At 45.0% G+C, this 21,306-nt stretch carries 19 protein-coding genes and 1 other annotated feature; of the genes, 3 read left to right on the top strand and 16 right to left on the bottom strand.

All coding sequences use genetic code 11. The features are described from left to right. Window positions 1-18: 18 nt before the first annotated feature. From ACFPZG_RS00715 to ACFPZG_RS00665, 11 genes are all read right to left on the bottom strand, one after another. A complete protein-coding gene (locus tag ACFPZG_RS00715) occupies window positions 19-933 on the bottom strand; it encodes an ABC transporter permease (protein ID WP_283733536.1) in 915 nt (304 codons plus the stop codon). A 30-nt stretch (window positions 934-963) separates the two neighbouring features. Then, the gene (gene opp4B / locus ACFPZG_RS00710) at window positions 964-1,932 is read right to left on the bottom strand and encodes an oligopeptide ABC transporter permease (protein ID WP_283733535.1); all 969 of its coding nucleotides are present in this window, start codon (window positions 1,930-1,932) and stop codon (window positions 964-966) included. Between the two features lie 15 nt (window positions 1,933-1,947). Then, window positions 1,948-2,874, bottom strand: coding sequence for an ABC transporter ATP-binding protein (locus tag ACFPZG_RS00705; protein ID WP_317940485.1), 927 nt, complete (start codon window positions 2,872-2,874; stop codon window positions 1,948-1,950). Further along, window positions 2,855-3,880 (bottom strand): ABC transporter ATP-binding protein, encoded by a 1,026-nt coding sequence (locus ACFPZG_RS00700; protein WP_317940484.1) that lies wholly within the window; start codon window positions 3,878-3,880, stop codon window positions 2,855-2,857. Before ACFPZG_RS00700 ends, ACFPZG_RS00705 begins: the two co-directional genes overlap by 20 nt. A gap of 290 nt (window positions 3,881-4,170) precedes the next feature. After that, window positions 4,171-5,145, bottom strand: a complete 975-nt coding sequence (locus tag ACFPZG_RS00695) for a DUF4003 family protein (protein WP_317940483.1) — start codon at window positions 5,143-5,145, stop codon at window positions 4,171-4,173. Window positions 5,146-5,193: 48 nt separating this feature from the next. Next, entirely contained in the window at window positions 5,194-5,988 is a 795-nt protein-coding gene (gene trpA, locus ACFPZG_RS00690) for a tryptophan synthase subunit alpha (protein ID WP_317940482.1), read from the bottom strand. After that, a complete protein-coding gene (gene trpB / locus ACFPZG_RS00685; protein ID WP_283733532.1) occupies window positions 5,985-7,178 on the bottom strand; it encodes a tryptophan synthase subunit beta in 1,194 nt (397 codons plus the stop codon). Before trpB ends, trpA begins: the two co-directional genes overlap by 4 nt. Further along, window positions 7,168-7,791: a phosphoribosylanthranilate isomerase gene (locus ACFPZG_RS00680; protein ID WP_317940481.1), complete on the bottom strand. Its 624-nt coding sequence runs from the start codon at window positions 7,789-7,791 to the stop codon at window positions 7,168-7,170. The genes trpB and ACFPZG_RS00680 overlap by 11 nt, the downstream gene beginning before the upstream one ends. Beyond that, window positions 7,788-8,579: an indole-3-glycerol phosphate synthase TrpC gene (gene trpC / locus ACFPZG_RS00675; protein ID WP_283733531.1), complete on the bottom strand. Its 792-nt coding sequence runs from the start codon at window positions 8,577-8,579 to the stop codon at window positions 7,788-7,790. The genes ACFPZG_RS00680 and trpC overlap by 4 nt, the downstream gene beginning before the upstream one ends. Beyond that, a complete protein-coding gene (gene trpD / locus ACFPZG_RS00670) occupies window positions 8,576-9,607 on the bottom strand; it encodes an anthranilate phosphoribosyltransferase (protein ID WP_317940480.1) in 1,032 nt (343 codons plus the stop codon). The genes trpC and trpD overlap by 4 nt, the downstream gene beginning before the upstream one ends. A 36-nt stretch (window positions 9,608-9,643) precedes the next feature. Beyond that, window positions 9,644-10,996: an anthranilate synthase component I family protein gene (locus ACFPZG_RS00665; protein ID WP_317940479.1), complete on the bottom strand. Its 1,353-nt coding sequence runs from the start codon at window positions 10,994-10,996 to the stop codon at window positions 9,644-9,646. 27 nt (window positions 10,997-11,023) lie between these two features. On the opposite strand from ACFPZG_RS00665, the gene ACFPZG_RS00660 reads away from it, so the two are divergent. From ACFPZG_RS00660 to ACFPZG_RS00650, 3 genes are all read left to right on the top strand, one after another. Then, entirely contained in the window at window positions 11,024-11,152 is a 129-nt protein-coding gene (locus ACFPZG_RS00660) for a hypothetical protein (RefSeq protein ID WP_381426367.1), read from the top strand. 262 nt (window positions 11,153-11,414) lie between these two features. Beyond that, window positions 11,415-11,641, bottom strand: a binding site (T-box leader). 209 nt (window positions 11,642-11,850) lie between these two features. Beyond that, window positions 11,851-12,555: a 23S rRNA pseudouridine(2604) synthase RluF gene (gene rluF, locus ACFPZG_RS00655; RefSeq protein ID WP_283733530.1), complete on the top strand. Its 705-nt coding sequence runs from the start codon at window positions 11,851-11,853 to the stop codon at window positions 12,553-12,555. 112 nt (window positions 12,556-12,667) lie between these two features. Further along, on the top strand, window positions 12,668-12,760 hold the full coding sequence (locus ACFPZG_RS00650; RefSeq protein WP_381426373.1) for a putative holin-like toxin: 93 nt from the start codon (window positions 12,668-12,670) through the stop codon (window positions 12,758-12,760). Between the two features lie 249 nt (window positions 12,761-13,009). Here the strand turns inward: ACFPZG_RS00650 and ACFPZG_RS00645 are convergent, their stop codons facing one another. From ACFPZG_RS00645 to ACFPZG_RS00625, 5 genes are all read right to left on the bottom strand, one after another. Next, entirely contained in the window at window positions 13,010-15,565 is a 2,556-nt protein-coding gene (locus ACFPZG_RS00645) for an ABC transporter permease subunit (RefSeq protein ID WP_317940478.1), read from the bottom strand. After that, complete coding sequence (locus ACFPZG_RS00640) at window positions 15,546-16,442, bottom strand: ABC transporter ATP-binding protein (protein WP_317940477.1); 897 nt, start codon at window positions 16,440-16,442, stop codon at window positions 15,546-15,548. Before ACFPZG_RS00640 ends, ACFPZG_RS00645 begins: the two co-directional genes overlap by 20 nt. A gap of 143 nt (window positions 16,443-16,585) precedes the next feature. Continuing rightward, a complete protein-coding gene (locus tag ACFPZG_RS00635) occupies window positions 16,586-17,020 on the bottom strand; it encodes a YugN family protein (RefSeq protein WP_283733525.1) in 435 nt (144 codons plus the stop codon). 152 nt (window positions 17,021-17,172) lie between these two features. Then, window positions 17,173-19,737 (bottom strand): ABC transporter permease subunit, encoded by a 2,565-nt coding sequence (locus ACFPZG_RS00630; protein WP_317940476.1) that lies wholly within the window; start codon window positions 19,735-19,737, stop codon window positions 17,173-17,175. A gap of 232 nt (window positions 19,738-19,969) precedes the next feature. After that, window positions 19,970-21,220, bottom strand: a complete 1,251-nt coding sequence (locus ACFPZG_RS00625) for a helix-turn-helix domain-containing protein (RefSeq protein ID WP_283733521.1) — start codon at window positions 21,218-21,220, stop codon at window positions 19,970-19,972. Window positions 21,221-21,306: the final 86 nt, after the last annotated feature.

Raw genomic sequence — 21,306 nt, 5'->3', positions numbered from 1 at the left:
ATTCCCTCCCCTTATTTTTTAGGCTAATCTCTGCCTTGCGTCTGACGCGCGTTTAACCGCTTGCCCGACGTAATTTATACACAGCATCATTACTAAAATTAGTAATGCTGCAGGTAACCATACCCACCACTTATTTTGCACGATATCAGGATTCCTTGCGAACGCAACGAGCGTTCCAAGTGAAGGAGTTCCAGCAGGCAAACCGTAACCTAAGAAAGTAAGCCCTGTCTCAATCCCGATATTTCCTGCAAGAGTAAGTGTCATATTAACGATGACGAGGGAACTTAAGTTAGGGAACATTTCAAAAAACATGATCTTCCAACTTGGCGTTCCTAACGTCTTGGAAGCATTGATATAGTCAAGCTCCCTTTCTTGCAATGCTCGGGAACGGATAAGCCTTGCCTTTCCGAGCCATCCGAAAATACTCAGGATTAGAATGAATGAGACAACATTATAGTTTGGAATGATAGTTACAAGTACGATAATGAACATCGTAGTTGGTAATACCATCATGAATTCAAGAAAACGCATCATGACATTATCTACGTGGCCTCCGTAAAATCCAGAGATCAATCCGTATGAAAGGCCGACAACTCCTGCAATCACCGTTACGGCAATACCGATTGTAAATGAGTTACGCGCTCCGATCATTAGCTGACCGAATACGTCACGACCACCGTCGTCAGTACCAAGCCAGTTAGCAGCAGAAGGCGCCTTCCAAGTATTCAAGAAGTTCACACGCTTCAATGCCACCTGGTCTATAAAAAGCGGTGATAAGTATGCAGTTGCCAAGACGATAATAAGCAGAATCAATGAGATTATGGCCATCTTATCATGTATTATTTCTCTCCAAATCGTCTTTGCAAACGATGGATTATTCAACTTCTCTCTTGCAATCAGGTCTTTTTCATTTATTGTGACTGTATCTTTCATCGGTATTCCCCTCCTCTTCTTCCTTTTCCATTATTCAATTCGGATACGTGGATCGACAATACTCAGGATGATGTCCGACAGCATTGTTCCGACTACAACAGCTGTTCCAGATATGAGAACAAGCGCTGTAACAACGGTAAAGTCACGTAAGCCAATTGATTGAATGAAAAGTTGTCCGAGTCCCTGATAACTGAAGATGGTTTCGATGAAGACCGAGCCACTAATCAAACCTGTAATTTCATACCCAAGGAAAGCAGCGATTGGTAAAAGTGAATTCCGCAGAATATGACGAGTGTACACTCTTCCTTCCGGCACCCCTTTGGAACGTGCTGTTTTTACATAATCTTTATTTTTTTGGTCGATAATGTCGTTCCGCAAATATTGAATCGTACCGACTGTACCAATTAATGCCGCGGACATGACTGGTAGGAATAAGTGCTTCGCCCTGCTCACGACATAATCCCAAGTTCCCGATTCTGCTCGTATATCAACACTACCGCCATATGGGAACCACCCCAATACGAAGGCGAATATGAACAGCATTAATAAGGCAAAAACGAATAGCGGTGTTGCAAATGCGACATAGTTATAAGTGACAATCATTTTATCTGCCCATGAATCAGTCCAACGCCCGGCTATAATACCAAGCGGTATGGCAACTAAATAGATCATTATTGCGGTGAATAAAGAAAGTAGCACAGTATTTTCAACCCGGCCCGCTATCAGAGTCGTAACAGGCTGTTGGTGGGTGTACGACTGACCGAAATCCCCTTTTACCGCTTTTCCGATCCATCGTCCGTACTGGACATACCATGGATCATTCAAGCCAAACTTTTCACGGATTTTTTCAATCTGTTCAGGTGTAGCGTCAGGATTCCCCATGAACGCCCCCGTTACCGCATCACCCGGCATCGCTTTCGCAAGCATGAAGATGACGAGGCTTAGGAGGATGAGCTGCGGAATCATGATCAATGTTCTACGTAAAATGAATTTTAACATTTACATCATCCTCCCTTACTGCATGGCAACGGAGTGCGAGTCTGAAATCTTCTTCAAATCGAACATCCGTCCATCATTGTCAAAATAGTTATTGTAGCCAGTTTGGTATTCTTCATTAATTGCCTGGCGAAGATGCATCTTCTCAAAACGTTTTTCTGGATTCATCTCCGGAATAGCGGCAATTAAACGTTTTGTATAAACGTGTTGCGGGTTATTGTAAATCTCATCAGCTGTTCCTTCTTCAACGAAACGTCCGCGGTACATGATACCGATACGATCACACATATGTTGTATGATTCCAAGGTCATGCGAGATGAAAAGATACGTCAGATTGAACTCTTCTTGAATTTCCTGCATGAAGTTCAATACTTGCGCCTGTACGGATACGTCTAACGCCGAAACAGGTTCATCTGCGATAATCAATTTAGGATTCAAAGCAAGTGCACGGGCAATTCCGATACGTTGCCGCTGCCCACCCGAGAATTGGTGAGGGTACTTGTAGATTGACTCAGGGCTTAATCCGACTCGCGCAACCAACTCTTGTACTCTTAAAAGCTCTTCTTTTGGTGAGAGTCTTTCAAAGTTACGAAGAGGTTCAGCAATGATATTCAATACGTTTTTACGTCCATTCAAGGACGAATATGGATCCTGGAAAATCATTTGGATGTCTTTCGTATGTTTATATCGTTCAGCTCTACCCATTTTGGCTAAGTCCTTGCCTTCAAACAGCATTTCCCCGCCTGTTGATTTATTCAAGCCGATGATTGCTCTACCTGAAGTCGTTTTCCCACAGCCGGATTCTCCGACAAGGCCATATGTTTCTCCTGGCTGCAATTCGAAGCTAATACCATCAACTGCTCTGACGTGGTCTACGACTCTACGGAAAAAACCGCCTCTAATTGGATAGTGAACTTTTAAATCATTAACTGTTAGTAGCGACATATTCATTCTCTCCTACTCTGTCCTCCGGGAAATAGAACGTTTTGTAGCATGTGCAACGGACAAAGTGGTTCGGTGCCGCTTCATGCATTTCCGGGTTCTTTTCATGATCCTCTTCAGGTATCCAATCGACACGTGGCGCAAAACGACAGCCTTCACGGTCAAGGTTCTGAATGGAAGGAACGATTCCTTCAATGACATGTAACTTTTGTTTTGCTTGCATATTGGAAGGAATTGAATTCAATAGCGATCTCGTATATGGATGCAATGGATTCTCAAATAACTCCTTAACCTCAGCAACTTCTACAACTTCACCCGCATACATGACTACGACGCGGTCTGCCATCTCGGCAACAACGCCAAGGTCATGGGTGATGAGGATGATTCCCGTCTTCATTTGATTTTGCAATTCTTTCATCAAGTCCAAAATCTGTGCTTGAATCGTTACGTCCAAGGCAGTTGTAGGCTCATCCGCAAGGAGAAGAAGTGGATCGCATGCAAGTGCGATTGCTATGACGACACGTTGTCTCATCCCACCCGATAACTCATGCGGATATTGCTCGTACACGCGTTGTTCGTTTTTAATTCCTACCCGACGAAGAAGTTCCAATGTACGTTTTTTCTTGTCCGATGCGGATAACTTCATATGGTAATCCATCGGTTCTTCGATTTGTCGCCCGATGGTCGCGAGTGGGTTAAGGGCAGTCATCGGGTCTTGGAAGATCATCCCTATGTCTTTCCCCCTCACTTTATTCAAACGGGAGCGGGAAACTGTTAAAAGATTTTCATCACCAAAATTCACTTGACCATCAAGCTTCGTGTTCTTGTGGTCATGCAATCCCATGATTGAAAGCGCCAAAGCACTTTTTCCACAGCCTGATTCTCCAACGATTGCCACAACCTCATTCTCATGGACTGTTAACGTGACACCATCCACAGCTGCGTAGTAGTCACCTTTAATATTGAATGATGTCCGTAGATCTTTGATTTCTAAGACCGGTTTTTTCATCTCTGACTTTCCCCCTTACTCACTGACACTTCTTCAAATAACCAATTTTCTTATTTTGCGAAAAGTTATTGAACTCAATATACTACACATCGGAAGTCCTGACAATACTGTTTTTTTAGAATATCATAATCTTGCATTACTTCTAATATGACAAAATCATTACAAACATTGATTTGTAAGCGTTTTCCTGAAATAAATTTCCTGAAAAATAAATTTTAAAAAACAGGAGAAAAAAGCCGTCGGATTCAACTAACGGCTTTTTCTCCTGTTTGTTTACATATTCATCCAATTCATACATCCGAGGAACTTGTAGCTGAGGAAATGGCTACCGAGGCTACGGTTACCGCCATTACTGCCTGTTGCGCTTGTAAAACCATCTCAAAAGACGTTGCCATACTAACGCCGACTTGATTTGCGGATTCCGTCAAATGATGCAACATAATGCCGCATGCAAGTGATAAGGCCATTTCCCTATTCCATTTGAACTGCTTCGACCTCTCTAACTCATTTGTTATGGAAATAACTTCACTTATTTTTTGATCCCCTACATCAAAAACAGTAAGGAATCCAATCATTGGGTAATGGATAGGCTTTACTTTCAAGTCATCCCCAAGCATTTTAAATACTTCTGCCGCTCTTTTGACAAGACGTGAGTGAAAGGTTATATCGGTATACGTCATCACTTGGGATAGCCATTGAAGTTCATTACCAGCCCGGAAACCTTCTTTACGCAGTGCATCGTAATAGACGCGCATCGCTCGTGCATGGAGCTCGGGATCTTCTCCCTTTTTTCCAAGAAGCATGGAATATGCATAATCATCCTCAGAGGTCAGAAAGAAATGTTGTTTTTTCATTGCATCATACAGCTTCTTTGCCCGCTCCGCCTCTTCTTCAAACATTTTAGGATCATCGCTCATGAGAAGTGCGGCTAAATAGGAATGAATCGAGTTACGGAAGCCTGCTTGCTTCAACGCACGCTGTTTGACAAATAGAAGGTCCGCTTCTTCATCCATGGAGTTAGCAGATTGTGTCATAAAGGCTGCCATCATCGGCAATAAATGTCCACGCAACGGTGAAAACCAGCCTGCCCTTTCTTTTAAGGAGGCCATGGCTCGACTGAAATTGACAGCATTGAATTCCTCGGTAGCTGTCACATAATACGAAGTAATTGTTAATACTACGTTTTTGGTTACACTCCAACCGGCCAAGGATTTCACTTTGTCATATGTGGTTTCCACTTCATGTCTAATCATATCCACCTGCATGCCGCACATCCCCTTTGTAATAAGTACGTGCATATTGTTGAAAAAGTTTCATGAAGTGGCAATAATTTTAAATTTTCTATCTCCCGCCTTTATTAATCTACTAATCGATTCCAAATCTTTACGATGAAATGCATCCACAATCGCACTGCCGACAATGACGCCATCAGCCTGTGCTCCAAGCTCTTCTACCTGTTGCGGTGTCGAAATCCCGAACCCGGCAAGGACAGGCACCGGGCTGACTTCCTTCACACACTTAAGATGTTCAGCAAGTTCACCCCCGAAACTATTTTGCACACCCGTAATCCCGTTCACTGTAACTGCGTAAACGAACCCTTCCGCACTGGCTGTAATGTCCGCCATCCGTTCATGCGTACTCGTCAATGATAGTAGGGGAATCAAGGCGATATCCGTCCCTTGCAATTGGTCATACAACAATCCATTTTCCTCCAGTGGCAAATCTGGGATGATCAACCCACCAATGCCAATTTCCTGGCATTTTTCAATATATGAAGTGACGCCTATAGCCAAAATCGGATTCAGATACGTCATGATAACCAGCGGAACAGACACTTCACCTTTAATATCCTCAAGCTTATCTAACACTTTCCGCAACGTTACACCGTTCGAAAGCGCACGCTCCCCCGCGTGTTGGATCACTTCCCCATCCGCGACAGGATCCGAAAACGGAATACCGATTTCAATTGCCGTTGCTCCACATTCCTCAAGGAAAAGTAGCTTATCCTGTAACGTCTCCAATCCCCCGTCCCCCGCCATTATATAGGGGATGAACGCTTTTTTCCCTTCTATCATGCATTCACGTATTCGCTTCTCAACCGTCTTCATTCTACTCCACCCCCAAGCACTTCACGTACAGTCTGCATATCTTTGTCGCCGCGGCCCGATAGACAGACGACGACAATTTCATCCTGCGCCATATCCTTTGCCAGTTCCGTAGCATAATAAATTGCATGCGCGCTCTCAAGCGCAGGGATGATCCCTTCCGTCCTTGATAAAAGCTTCAGCCCTTCAAGCGCTTCCGCATCCGTCACAGCCTCATACTTCACCCTGCCAATATCATGCAAATGGCAATGCTCCGGTCCGACCGCTGGATAATCAAGCCCCGCGGATATCGAATGCGCCTCCTGAATAAAACCGTCATCATCTTGGAGCACATACATATACGCACCATGCAGCACGCCTTCCCGACCGTCCGCAATCGCAGCCGCATGCAACCCTGTCGATATGCCACTTCCTGCTGCTTCGACGCCAAATAATGCGACATCTTCATCCTTAACAAACGGATGGAACATGCCGATTGCATTGCTACCTCCCCCGATGCACGCAACTATCGCGTCGGGCAAACGTCCCTCCTTCTCCACGATCTGCCGCCGTGTCTCCACGCCTATCACCCGCTGGAAATCCCTTACGATCATAGGAAACGGATGCGGACCGAGGGCAGACCCTAATATATAATGTGTATCCTCCACATTCGCGACCCAATACCTCAACGCTTCATTGACAGCGTCCTTTAACGTCCCCGAACCTTTGTCGACCGACACGACATTCGCTCCTAATAACTCCATCCGGAACACATTCAACTCCTGCCTGCGGATATCTTCTTTGCCCATGAACACGACGCACTCAAGCCCAAATAGAGCGCAAGCCGTCGCGGTCGCCACGCCATGCTGCCCCGCCCCTGTCTCTGCAACAATTTTCTTCTTGCCCATTCGCATCGCAAGCAATGCCTGTCCGATTGAATTATTGATCTTATGCGCACCTGTATGATTCAAATCCTCACGCTTCAAAAAAATCTTTGCACCACCAATTTTTGCACTTAAACGCTCCGCAAAATAGAGAGGGTTTTCCCTACCAACAAAATCCCGCAAATAATAGTCAAGTTCCTCTGCGAATGTAGGATCGGACTTCGCCTCCTCATACGCCTCCTCCAACTCAATAAGCGCTGTCATTAATGTCTCCGGTACATATTGCCCACCGAACTTCCCATATCTACCTTTTCTCATCTCAATTGCCATCTCCGCTCTCCTCCTCTTTCACCGCACGAATGAATTCGCGAATCAACGCCTCATCTTTTCTCCGATCAATCTCCACCCCGCTCGACACATCCACCATAAATGGACGCACCTGCCGGATTGCTTCCTTTACATTTTGCGCATTTAATCCACCCGCCAAGATCATTCGATCCCTCGGCAAGTCACCATTCAATAAGCTCCAATCAAACGCCTCGCCGCTACCCCCACGGAATTCTGTCCCAGGGGTATCGAATAAAACATATTCGGTTTGAACCGCTTTCGCTCTTTTCACATCCTCCACATCACGAACCGATAATACTTTAATGGAAGGAAGTGCCACAAATTCCATAAACTCAACCGTCTCATCCCCATGATATTGGATGTAATCGAGCGGTACCTCCAGGAAAGCCTGCTCCATCTCCTCCCGCTCCGCATTCACAAACACTCCTATCTTTATCACATGATCAGGCACAAGGCGCGCCAATTCCTTTGCTTGCTCAATCGCGACACGGCGCCTGCTTGGTGCAAATACGAATCCGACCGCGTCTACTCCCGCCTCGACTGCCGCTTGGACATGCGGCGGTTCCATCAAGCCACATATTTTCACCTTGGTCATTGAAGGACACCCCCTTTCGGTACTTGCAGCGAATGAAGTGAATCTTCCACGGAAGCACTTCTCATCAAAGACTCGCCGACAAGAACAGCACTTGCCCCCACAGTCGCCACACGCTTTGCATCTTTTCCATTCATAATGCCGCTTTCGCTGATGAACACATGGTCTTCATTGAACGGAAAAAGCCTTGAAATCTCTTCGGTCCTTGAGAGATCCACTTCAAACGTCCGCAAATCGCGGTTATTGACGCCAATCAATTTTGCATCAATTGAAAGTGCCTGGCTCAATTCTTTTGCATCATGCACTTCTACCAACACTTCAAGCCCATTACCTGTTGCATACGTATGAAGCCGTTGTAGTGTTCCTTCATCTAATGCCGCCACAATTAGCAAAATGACGGACGCCCCCGCTTCCATTGCGCGGTCAATCTGCACTTCATGGATGATGAAGTCCTTGCATAAGAGCGGGATTTGAACTGCTTTAGATACAGCTGCCAAGTCATCGAAGGAGCCTTTGAAGAATTGCTTATCTGTCAATACTGAGATACATGCTGCTCCTGCCCGTTCGTAGGTGGTCGCCTGCGTGACTGGATCCACTTGACCTGCAATCATGCCTTTCGAAGGTGATGCACGTTTCATCTCCGAAATGACTTCAAGTAGGTTTGAATGTTTTAGTGTTTCAAAAAGCGATGGCCTTTTCGACAACGTTCCACATGAAACGTCTCGTTCCTCCATTAATAATTGTTTCACTTCAAGCCTTTTCACTTCAAGAATCCTTTCTAAAATCGTCATTTTGCCACCGCCACTCTTTCAATGTCGGCGCTGAATGCAAGGATTGCCTCAAGCTTCCGAAGTGCATTTCCGGATAGAATACTGTCTTTCGCAAGGCCAATTCCTTCATTAATTGAGTTCGCGACGCCGTTCGCAAACAACCCGATACCCGCATTGAATACGACTGTGTCAAACCTCGGTCCGCGCTTTCCTTCAAGAATATCGCGAATCATCTCTGCATTCTCCTTGGCAGTCCCCCCGCGGATCTCGGAAAGATGGGCATAAGAGAGGCCGACATCTTCGGCAGTCAATGTGAAGGGAATCAAGTCACCTTTATCCATCAGCACGAATGAGTTCTGTCCCGCAAGTGACGCCTCATCCATTCCTCCGGCCCCAGAGACGACAATCGCTCGATCTCGGCCAAGCATCCGGAGGACGGACGCATACTCCATGAGGAAATCTGGTCGGTTGATGCCCGTGAACTGCGTTTCAAGTGGAACAGGATTCGCAAGCGGGCCAACAAGATTGAAGATTGTCGGCTTCCCGATTTGTCTTCGAGCTTCCCCAATCTTTTTCATCTTCGGATGGACAATCGGCGCAAATATGAACGCCATTCCTTCTTTCTCAAGCATCCGACTCATATCCTCAGGGGTGAAATTCGAATGGATGCCGAGCACGTCAAGCACATCTTGGCTCCCTGCGTGACTTGTGATTTTTCGATTCCCATGCTTCGCTACCTTCACCCCAGCACCCGCCAATACGAAAGCAGATGTCGTACTAATATTGAACGAGTTCGATCCATCGCCCCCCGTCCCACAATTGTCCAAGTATCGGGCTTCCGGAACATCCAAAGGAATTGCATGCTTTGTCATGACAGAAGCAAGCGCGGCCACCTCTTTTGTGGTCTCTCCTTTATTGGATAGTGCAACAAGAAATTCCGTAATCTCCTCAACTTTCGCATTCTCGGCGAACATCTGATTCGCTGCTTCCTCCATCTCCTCATACTGTAAATGTTGTTTTCTCTCCACTATTCTCGTGTAATTCTTCATAGCTCATTTCTCCTCTTCTATTCTCTTCATTTATAGTTAGAGCTCTAATAAAGAACGGGCTTTATTCACGGTTTCCTTATATTCAAGGGCTGGAATAGATTCCTTCACAATCCCAGCACCCGCCTGTACAGTAGCCACCCCGTCCTTCACGAACATCGTCCGAATCGTAAGGGCAAAATCGATATTCCCATTCAAGCCGATATAACCAATTGCGCCTCCGTAAATTCCCCGAGGCTCATCTTCTAACTGCGAAATGATATCCATCGCAAGTTTCTTTGGTGACCCCGTAACTGTCCCAGCTGGCAACACTGCTTTTAGTGCATCAAGCGCGTGCAATTCAGGTGCAAGCTTTCCCTCCACTTCGGAGACGAGATGCATAACATGCTCATAACGCACGGTCTCCATATATTTCGAAACATGGACAGAAGACGGATTGCAAATCGGTTCCAACTCCTCACGGCTGAGTTCCACCAACATATCGTGCTCCGACAACTCTTTCGGATCGTTTCGGAGTTCTGTTTCCAATGTGTTGTCTTCCTCATTAGTGCGCCCCCGCCTGCGTGTTCCCGCAATCGGATTCGCCACGACAGTCCTGTCCTTCACCCGAACAAGACTTTCCGGCGAGGCCCCGATGATTTTGTGATCATCGAATTCCATGTAGTGCATATAGGGCGAAGGATTCCGCTTACGTAGTTTTCGGTATAACGCGAATGGGTCGCCATCGATATCCGCTTCGAGTTTTCGGGAGAGGACGACTTGTTCAACAATGCCTTTTTCAATGAATTCCTGCGCTTGAAGCACTCGGCCTTCAAATTCTTGTTGCGAAAGGGCGCACCGGTAATCGGAAATGGTGATGCCGTTCTCCTCTTCGGCCGGGCCATTTGTGATTTGTTCTGCAAGGTCATCCAAGTTGGGCTTTGCATACTCTGGATTGATTTCGGTATGAAGTAATGTTACCTCCTTGAGTAGGTGATCATAGATGATGACCGTGTTGTAAATATTGAAATACACGTTAGGTGTTTCGGTTTCAGTCGTACCCGCTTCTCCCGCCGCCCCGTACCCGACATATCCAACTGCGCCGCCCATGAATGGGTATTTTCCATGCTCCGCGATGCGCGGCATCAACCTTTTTAGGAGCGTATATAGATCCCCTTCGTGCGTGTACGACTTTCCTGTTGCATATACAAACTCCTCCAGACTTCCTTTGCCCCCGCGGTACGCCTTCACCGGATCCACCCCGATGAACGAATATCGCCCTGACCGCTCATGTTGTGATGAACTTTCCAGCAAAAAGCGTTGCCACCCTTGCAATCTCCTGAATATAAGGATCGGTGTCAGCGAATCCCCCTCGATTTTCCTCTCTGTAATGCGCAAACTCGTCTTTTCCATCTCAGCTCTCCTCTTCTATTTTGTTGGTTGTGCGTTATCGATCATTTCCCGACGGAAATCGTTCATTTCCTGGAAGTTATTGATTATTTGGCCGCACTTATTGGTTATTTCCCAGAAGATATCGATCATTTCCCAGGTTTTATTGTCATTTCGTGACCTTTCACCTATTCATCGCACCTCCTTGTCAAACCCCTTATTTGTCAAAAGCACTTAGCGCGACAAAGCGCTACAGATCCAAACTACTCCCCGCGGGATCCCTAATCGTTTCCACGCATAAATCCGTTGAATCACGCATAACTTCAATTACTTACGCATAATCCGTGGCATTCACGCATATACCAAAACACTCACGCATAAATCCATGAAATTACGCATAAAAACAAAAAAGCCCTCTGCAAAAGGACAGAAAAGTCCAATTGCAGAGGACGGATTACCCGCGTTGCCACCTCTATTTGAGGCCATATCAAAAAAGCCTCCACTCGGCGCGCCTAAAAAGCGCTTCCCGTAACGTAGGAAACACGTCCATCCGGAAAACACCGGATAGCTCTCATAAGTCCATTCACACCGGCCGCGAATCAGTTTCCACCACCCACTGACTCTCTACATCGCGATTCCGATGCTACTCCTCTTATTCAACAATTTCTCAGCTATGCTCTTCTCAACTCGGCTCATCTGTTCCTGGGCGGCACCGCTCCCGGCACCTCTACCCTCTCCGAACAAAAAAGTTGTACTAACCTTACTATTCTTTCAATCAATTGTCAACCTTTCGATAATTTATGCAGCCCCGCAATTTTGTATAACAATCGCCGAAGATGTACAATAGTGGGAAAGAAACTCGAAAAAAGGGGAACCCAATGCGAATCAATAAATTTTTAAGCGAAGCCGGCATCGTCTCGAGGCGCGGCGCAGATAAATGGATTGAAGACGGACGTGTTACTATCAACGGCCAACCCGCTGAACTCGGAAGCAGAGTTGAACAAGAGGATGAAGTCCGTGTCGACGGCAAACCTGTGAAAACCGAAGAGCAACTTGTCTATATTGTTCTCAATAAACCTGTCGGCATCACGAGTACGACTGAACGCCATATCGAAGGAAATGTCGTCGATTTCGTCAACCACCCGCTCCGCATCTTCCATATCGGGCGGCTCGACAAAGACTCTGATGGCTTGTTGCTTCTAACGAATGACGGAGATATTGTGAATGAAATCCTGCGCGAAGAACACGGCCACGAAAAAGAATACATCGTCACCGTCGATCGCCCCATCACAAAGGAATTCATTCACAAAATGGAATCCGGCGTCGAAATCCTTGATACAGTAACGAAACCGTGCAAAGTGAAACAACTTGGCCCGCGCAAATTCAATATAACATTGACACAAGGCCTGAACCGCCAAATCCGCCGCATGTGCTCGGCACTCGATTACAACGTCAGACGCCTCCAGCGCACACGCATCATGAACATCCATCTCGGCAATTTGCCAATTGGACAATGGCGTGACTTGAATGAGAAGGAATTGAACGAAATGTTTCAAATGCTGGATTATGAGCCGAAACGGTGACTTTGTAAAGAATATTACAAACATTGGATAACACAAACATACGTATGGTATAATTGAAGGGTAATAGAATAGGTGAACTCAAGGATTGGTCGGCTCACTCCCGCGAAAGGGGGTGGTGCCTGTGTCAGTATTCGAAGCATTAATGCTTACAGTAGCATTCGGAGCATTGATCGTAGCGATATTGTCTAATAACCATAAAAAATAACCCATCCTTGAGTTGAACGGCTCGGATGGGTCACTTTACCAAAAAACGCCGACCCCTAAAAGGGACCTGACTATTACACTTGATCGTTCAATGTTAGCGCATTGGACGATCTCTTTTAGTTTATAAAAGTCCTAATTACATTATACATCATCTTTTGAGCATCTACAATCAATTGATTTTTGCAGATTTTAGTTAACCCCAGCAAGCACCCTATCTCCCCGCAACCAAAAATGCTTGGTTAATACGCCTTCACACCATCACTCTAACCCTATTCCTCCCCTTTACAAACCCCTTCCTAAAACTCAACCCAACATAAGCCACAACTAAAAGGAAAACCGTTGCTCCAAGAAGCATCCCACACCCCATATACAAATTAATTGACGGATCATTCATCAACGTCAAAATCTCCCCATTGACGATTTTTGGTATGTTTAGATAAAGGAACGGTGAGTATTGAGCGAAATCGTCCAATTTCCAGCTCAGTAAATAACCCGCTACGCTAATCAATCCTGCAAGGGCATACACAAATAGTGGCTGGCGGATAAATATCCCTAATACATTCGTCAACACAAGAAGGAATAATGCAACGCAGACATATAGCAAAAGAGCCTTTAACAAATACTCTCCAAGCGGCATGAAATGATAGCCACCTTCGAATGCTCGCTGCCCTGTAAAATCAAACGATTGGAATTCCTTTCTGCTATGATAGTGCAGCACTGGATACATCCAGTCACCGAACCGGTTGAACACCGTTCCGAGGAGCACGGCAAACAGGAAAACAATAATCGCACTCCCTATCGCAATGGCAGAACTGAAAAGCACTTTTCCAAGGAAAAGGGAACGCTTCATGATTGGCAATGTCTCGAGCAACTGCAATGTCGGCCTCTTCCCACGCTCGCCCGAAAATCCAGCGCCAACAAGGATAAGGAATAAAATCAGCGGAATGAAGTACAGATAGTCCCGGAAATACATGAACAGTGAAAACAATCCGCTATGGTCCACTTTCCGGTTATGCATTTCATTCGCTTTCTTCTCCTTGCGATGTTCCTCTTTCCATTGATCATGGATACTCGGAATATAGGTGCCGGCAAAGACTGGTCGGATATTATGCTCTTTCATCCACTCTTTTTGTGCAATCGCTGTTTCATAGCCGAAAATGGTGAGTGGATCATAATTATGCTTTTTAACCTCTTTCAAGCTTTCAAGATATCGACGATCATTGAACAGCTGATAATCGTATAATGGGGTCCAATCATGATTTCCATAAGCCTTCAATGCAAGTTCGGCAAGCGCGGCTTCTTCACGGGCAACGTTAATATACTCATTGAAGTGTTCAATATTATGTCCATATATGAAATCCCCGTCTTCACCTCTTGCATTTGCTTCTGCGACCTGCTTCTCCATTTCTTCGATGGCCTCCATAAAGTAACCGATGAGTCCCGTCTCATTCTCCGCATCTTCTACAATCGACGCTAACCTTTCGAGAGCCTCAGTCTCCTTCTCCTTCGCTTGCTCCGCGAAATAGAAATAGCCGACTATAGCAACGATGAATAAGACAATCAAAGACTGCCCGACAAGCCCCCTCCGCTTCGACTTCCGCCATTCAAACAGACTATTATTCCAAACGGAGCGGAGATGTGTCATCTTTCCTTTATGGTACGGCTTCAGTTCCTCGGCCGATTTAAATAAACCACGTTCGCCCTCACGCAAGAAAATGGTTGTCGTAAGCAATAAAACGCTCCATAGAAACGCCGAAACTGCATACAACCATATCGAATCGGTCGGCATTTCGGTCAAAAACCGGTCTGCACGGAAAAACTGGAAAGGGTTCCAAGATGTCTGCATGATTGGCAGTGCCTCCGTCAGTACAACGCCAATCATTGTAAGGAAGCCTGTCAGCATGATCGTTGAAAAAGAGCTTCTTAATTGCGTACCGATTAAAAGCAACAAGGCAAAAAGGAATGCCCCCGCTCCCACAAATAGAATCGTCACATTCAACAAATGTTGCCATATAGGAATGATGGCGAAAGAATCACCTATTTCCAGAAACTTTGGATACAACAAGTCATTGAATGTGTCTCCGAAAACAACCGGAATCACCCATCCGCCAATCGCGACGAAAACTAAGTAGAAAAACGTTACGGTTAGCAATCCCGCATACTTCGCAAGCAACAACTTCCATCTGCGAAGTGGTTGCGTCCTTAACGTCAACAAAGTCTGCTGCTCCTTCTCCGATGTATAAGCGTTTCCAAAAAGGAGTAATAGCAGTAAAAGTCCGGCTGGTCCCAGCAAAGTTGGAGCTATCTCACTCATTTGCAAGGCAGGGGACATTGGATGTGTTTCATTGGCATAAGGCAGTTGATGCTCTACCAAATATGCATTCTTTTCAATGGCCTTTTCCCGTTCCACGCCCTCTAATGTTGTAAAGACCCCTCCGACTTCCTCGTAATTTGCCAATAAAGAAAAGAATTGATTCTCGACCAGCGGAACTTCATCCCAACGTTCTCCGTAAATGGCGCTCTTCCATTGAAACATGACCGTCGCCGTATTGTTTAAGATATCGAATTGCTTCGCCTGCTCCTCCGTCAGTCGGTCCTCCCGTTTCAAAGGATAAAGTTGCGTGTATAATTGATCAACCTTTAGAGCGATAGGACGAATCTTTTCCTCTGCCTCTTTCGACATTAAATCCTGTTCAATTTTGTTTTGATAAAAAAACCATCCGACGGTCAGCAGCACCATAACCAACAGCCAAACAAACTTCTTTTGCCGCAGGATCTTCTTCAGCTCAAACTTGAACAAGCTCATCGGCCTTTGCCTCCGTGAAGATTTTCCGGTAACGTTCCTCCGATCCAAACACTTTCTTCTCGATATCGTCGATGACTATATTTTCCCGTTCCAACACTTGCAATACGTTGCTTAACGCTACATCGCGACGATAAATATGCAAGCGCCCGTCGACTAACTCGACAGGAACACCCGCAGCAACAAGCGCCTTTTCGGCCTTCGCCGTTTGGTCAACCGCAATCTGGTAGCGCACCTGCTCAAACTCCGCCATATTCTCCTTTATCAAATTCCCCTTCTTCAGGAATAAAATCGATGACGTCACCCGGTCAATTTCCGCAAGGTTATGCGAAGACAACAGGATCGTCGTCCCTTCATCGCGCAATGCAAGGAGCAACTCACGCACACGGATCGCGCTCGTTGGGTCAAGACCATTGAGCGGTTCATCCAAAATCATCAATTTCGGCTTATTCACGACAGCCATCGCAAGCAACAGATGCTGCTTCATTCCAAGCGAATAGTTTTTCACCTTTTTATTCAAATAACTCGTGATTCCAATCCGGTCCGCCGTCTCTAAAAGCTGCTTTTTCGGCAATCCTTGCACATCACAGATGAATTGCAAATGATCATACCCCGTCAAATATTCGTATAGCACCGTATTATCCTGCATAAATGAAATCTCCCGGAAGATATTCGGATCCCGGTTGTTCTTCCCAAGCACCGTAATTTCCCCTTTATCCGCAGGCAACAAGTTTGTAATGATGTTCATTAACGTCGATTTCCCCGACCCATTGGGCCCAACAAGCGCAATGATCTGCGGCTCCTCAATCTCAAACGTAATCCCCTTCAACACCTGCTCCTTGCCATATGATTTGTACACGTCTTTTACTGATAGAATCATTACTCCCACTCCCTTCCAATATTTTACTAAACTTCATTCTACCATACTTGCAAACTCATTTATTTGAATATTTGATTTAAAATCCAGGATAAAAACAATCCACCTCAGCCACTACCACCAAGGTGGATTACTTTTATTTTCATTCAGCTGATTTTCAATAAATCCTGCTCTTGCATGCAATCGATCAATTCCTGCACGGCGACTTCTCCGGCATGCATCCATCTGTCCTTATTCGTAATTTGGCCGTCTTTGTCTATCGGCGGCTGAAACTGGTTGAAGCCGGCAACATTTAACATAGATGTTTCATCACGATCAAGTCCAACATGGACAACATGCTTAATAATATAAGGTGTACGGAATCGAATGACAGCCTCACGATGGTCAAGTTCACCATCAATTACGGAGAAAGGAATCCTGACATAAATCGTCTCGCCGCCCTCCTGGCACAAAATATGATCAAAATACCCTTGATGGTAGTCCCAATTGCCGCCCATATGATACCCAAGCCCATGGATACAGTCCCTTACAAGGCCAAACGTTGCAATCTGCCCTTCCAGAGCCGTTTGTAATTTTAACATGGTTACTCCTCCTTCTGAATGATTCGCTATACAGCATTCACAAAAGGAGGGGGTAAAATACAAAGCTCTGAAAACGAAATGTCACTATCGGATATAGACGGTATTCCCAATTCCATGTTGTAAAACTTCGACTCTTACAGAGGTCAATCACTTTAAATCGTTGCCGCCAATCTCTCTTTCCCTTTTCTAACTCCAACCCTTGACCTCAGACGCAAAACGCCATACCCAACACCAACCAATAAAACTGCCGCACCAACAAGCACCAAACACCCATTCAACACCGACACACCCGGATTATTCAGTACCGTCGCCACTTCCCCATTAACAATCCGCCCAATATCCAAATACGTGAACGGGGAAAACTGCGCGTAATCTCCTAACTTGTCGCTAAGAACATAGCCAAATCCGCAAATCAATCCCACAAGGCTAAATACAACGAATGACCGTGGAATGAACATCCCCAATAAATGCACAAGGGCAATCAAGAACAAAAAGATGCAAACGGATAGCGCCACTCCGCTCAGCACATATTCACCCAACGGCATGAAATCAAAGCCGCCCTCAAACGCCCTCATCCCTGTGTATCCTTCAGCCTCCACTACCTTTTTACTGTTGTAATGGAAGATCGGATAATACCAGTCTCCGAATCGATTGAATAGCGTGCCGACGAGTAGGACAAACGCAAAGATGCCAACTAAACCGGAAATCCCAACCAAAACTGCCGTCGTGACTTTCCCAAAGAAAACCGAACGCATCTCAACCGGCTGTGTCTGTAGCGTTTGGATTGTAGGACGCTTCCCTTTCTCAACTGCAAATCCTGCGCCAAAGACAAACAGCAATAACAGCATTGGAATGAAATAAACAAAGTTGTCAAGGTAGAGATAAAGTGAAAACAATCCGTTGTTATCGACCTTTCGATTCCATTCAACATGCTCTTTCTTTAATTCCTTATCTCCACTGTCATAAATCGTTGATATCATCATCCCTGAAATAATAGGTTGAATTTCATGCTTTATTAGCCACTCTTTCTCCGCTTTGCTTGCTTCCAACTTGACGTAGCTGTCAAAACCAGAAAGTCCACCACTAATACCCATATACTCGTTATGGAATTCTCCAAGCATATATCTATTTCGGTATAGTTGAAATTGGTTATACGTTTGCCAGTCTTTCTGTTCATACGCTCTTTTACCTATTTCATAGTGAGCGAGGACCTCTTTATAATGGGCGAGCATTGTTTCTATACGTTGCAATTCCACTTCTCCATAAAACTTGACCATTTCTTCATCACCCGATTTTTCAGCCTCGGCTTTTTTCTCATCGAGTGTGTCTAACTGCCTCTCGTGATCAGGAATAATCATGTCCCTATATTGCGCTAAACTCTCCTCCACCGCAGCAATATACTCCGCTTCTTTCTTCTGCGAAATCTGGCCAAGCAAAAAATAACCGATTATAGCAAATAACCCTAAAATAATAATGGATTGCTTCAAAGATCCCTGCCGCTTCAGCTTTCTCCATTCAAACAGTGCACTGTTCCTTATCGCCTGTACGCGACGGGTCTTCCCATCATCAAAAGGTTTCTTCACGTCCGAAGCGCCAAACAAACCTTTTTCACCCTCAGGCAATGCGAAGGCCGCCGTTAGAATGAGTAAACTCCAAACAATCGCACTGACAGGAAGAATCCAAAACGAACCTGCCGCTGTTTCAGAAACGACCGTCGAGATGTTCAATAAATGAAACGGATTCCAGAACCCTTGCAAACCTTCGTTCATCAAAGTCACTGAAAATCCGACTACTCCGATGAACCCCGTCATTATCAAAACTGAAAAAGAGCTTTTTAGTTGCGTGCTCAATAACATGATGAAACTAAACACCAATGCACCTGCAGTAAAAAACAGCACAAAGATTCGAACCAAATAAGCCGATGTTGAGATGAATGAGAACACCTCTCCAGATTGGACAAGCTGCGGATAATCAAAGCGCCAAGCTTGCTCGCCGAATAGGTAAGGAATGAGCAAACCAATACAAGCGACCAAGAGGAGAAACACAAGCATGACGAAGAGCATCCCCGCATACTTCATTAAAATCCGCTGCCTTCTTGGAATCGGCTGTGTTTTTAATGTCAGCCAAGTCTGCTGCTCCTTTTCTGCTGTCATCGCATTGCCGAAAAACAGCACGAGAAACAGAATCGCTCCGGCACTTAAGAGTAAATCCGCACTCTGCTTCAGAATAAGTGCAGGCGCAAGCGGAAATTCTTCGTCAACATAGGGGAGATCATGCGCAAGAAGCCACTCATTCTTTTGGATGGCCTTCTCCCTTTCCAGTGCATACAATGCACTGAACCCGCCCCCCGCTTCCTCCAATGATTCCACATTCTTCAAAAAGCCCTGTTCAATGGCAGGTATTTTGCTCCATTCCTCGTAATAAATTGCACCTTTCCAATTAAAGAAAATTGTCCCAAACTCATTGACATGCACTTGCTGCTGCACCATTTCTTCGTCAAGGTTACCTTTTAACTCCATATCCTTATAGAAACGATAAAGGCCATCAGCCTCCTCAGAATATGGTCGGATCATATCTGAATACCTTTCTTTCATGGTCTCCTTTTTAGAGAAGTTCTGATTAAAGATAAAACTTACCCCTAACAGGACAACAACCAGCAACCAAATCAGCTTCTTCTGCCGATAGATCTTCTTTAGTTCAAATTTCAATAAACCCAAAACATTACACCCCCTCGTCTTAGCGTTCATACCGTTGATTCTTAAACCTTAATAAAAAGTCTACCATTTATTCTGAAATATTCAATTAGCCGAACAACTGGGGTATGTGATGTTTTATAAGCTTAGTTGTTGAAAAATCACTGCTTTTGCTCAAACTTGTACAAATTCATTAATAAAACAATATGTTTAAATTGGTTTAGGCGATCGGATTGCGCAAAAAATAAATAATGAATTAATCCTCTAACTCAACTATCTGGCGATAATAGTCAACTGCTTTTTTGTACTTGCGCTTAGATGCATAGAACTCCGCTAATCTCCTAGAATAGTGCCTCGTCTGATTCTTATCCTTCTTTTTCTGAAAGTAGCGAACTGCAGTTAGAAGGGAGGCTTCAATTCGCTCATCATTTTCTTCAAGTAAAGCTTGATGCACATCGAAATGTGTTTTGAATCGTTGGCGTATCGGTTCGCTTAATTGTGAGAGGAGACGATTGCCTTCTTCAAGCCAATGACGAACCTTTTCCCCACCCCCTAATTCTTCGTATATTCTTAGAAGAGAGAGTATGGTATAAACCTGATCCTCTGGCTGTTCTTTACAGTCAATCGCCTGCCGGAAGTACGATATGGCCAAGTCCGATTGATTCATAGCGTTATATACAGTTCCTAAGTTTTGATAAATCATTCCCAGAAAAGTTTGCAAATCAAACTGGCGGCATACTTTTTCTGCGTGTTGAAATGTTTCAAGCGCACGATCCAATTGTCCAATCTGTTTATAGGCAACTCCACTGACAAGATGACATTCCAATACCCTACGACCCGTCATGATTGACTGGAAATAACTCAGTGCATCCTTCGCTTTTTCTAACGCTTCAAATTTCTGTCCATCCGCCATAAATGCAATCGACTGAACATAAGCAAAATCAGCCCGTTCAAAACGGGAGAGCGGAAGAAGCTCCGCCAATTCTGCTCCTTCAGAAAAACAGTCCAGACACACTTTCAGCTCACCTACTCCATAACTTGCCATTCCTTTAATTTGTTGAGCCCGAAACGCTTGGATTGGTGTTAAGTTGAAATCAGTTTCAGTGAACTTGGCTAACGATTGTAGTATATTTTCTTCTTGCTTGGGTAGGACAGATTGCGCCCTTAGCAGCATCAATTCTAAGTCAAGTCTTATTTCCGCCTCAATTGGCACTCTGTGCAACAACACATTTAACTCTTCCACTAACTGTGCTGCACCTTCTTGATCCCGTTCATTAATGACTGTTTCGAGTTGGTCTTGCAGCTGCTCCATTTCCACATTTTCACTTTCAACAGCTAACAGCACACCCAGTCTATCTGATAGCTTCCTTAATAATTCTTCGCTTGGCTCGGTTTTCCCACTTTCAATTCTGCTTAAGTGGGAAATGGAACATATTTCTTTCGCCAAAGTCTCCTGCTTCATATTCTTCCGAAGTCGCTCTGTTTTAATAATCGTTCCAATAGCCATTTGTATCACCCGCTGTGTGTATTTTAATCTATTATACCATTCCGAAAAATTAAATAAATTAAATCTATTGAGTTAAATAGTAGAAA

The sequence above is a fragment of the Sporosarcina thermotolerans genome, from assembly GCF_042658975.1.
GTDB classification, from domain to species: domain Bacteria; phylum Bacillota; class Bacilli; order Bacillales_A; family Planococcaceae; genus Sporosarcina; species Sporosarcina thermotolerans.
The sequence above is the reverse complement of the archived record's forward strand: the minus strand, read 5'-3'. Positions and strand labels throughout refer to the sequence as shown.